We start from the raw sequence: 422 nt of genomic DNA, 5'->3' as shown, positions 1-422 counted from the left end.
AATCTCGAAATAACGTTTGTATAAAACTTATTTATTTCTTCTTAGCAAAACTTTGGTTCATGTACTTTAATAACCTAACTTCTTTTTCATTTAAAAAACGCCAATGTCCGCGTTCAACATTTTTCTTTGTTAAATTGGCAAATAAAACTCTGTCAAGGTTCTTTACATCATAACCTAAATGTTCAAATAATCTTCTTACAATTCTGTTTCTTCCGCTGTGTATTTCAATGCCCACAAGGGTTTTATCTTTTGCATCAATGTAAGCCAAACTATCAGCTTTAATAAAACCATCTTCTAATTGCACACCGTTTACAATACTTTCAAAATCAGTTTTAGCTAATGGCTTATCTAATTTTACTTCGTATATTTTTTTAATCTGAAAAGAAGGGTGGGTTAATTTTTGAGCAAGTTCTCCATCATTC

The 422-nt window shown here is 30.1% G+C and carries 1 protein-coding gene; it reads right to left on the bottom strand.

Annotated elements, in window-relative coordinates:
- Nucleotides 1-31: 31 nt before the first annotated feature.
- Nucleotides 32-422 (bottom strand): pseudouridine synthase (locus E3E36_RS13990; protein WP_369334057.1); only part of this gene is annotated, 391 nt, incomplete at its 5' end.

The sequence above is a fragment of the Thermococcus sp. M36 genome (genome assembly GCF_012027355.1).
Lineage (GTDB): Archaea > Methanobacteriota_B > Thermococci > Thermococcales > Thermococcaceae > Thermococcus.
This window is presented reverse-complemented; position numbering and strand designations above follow the sequence as displayed.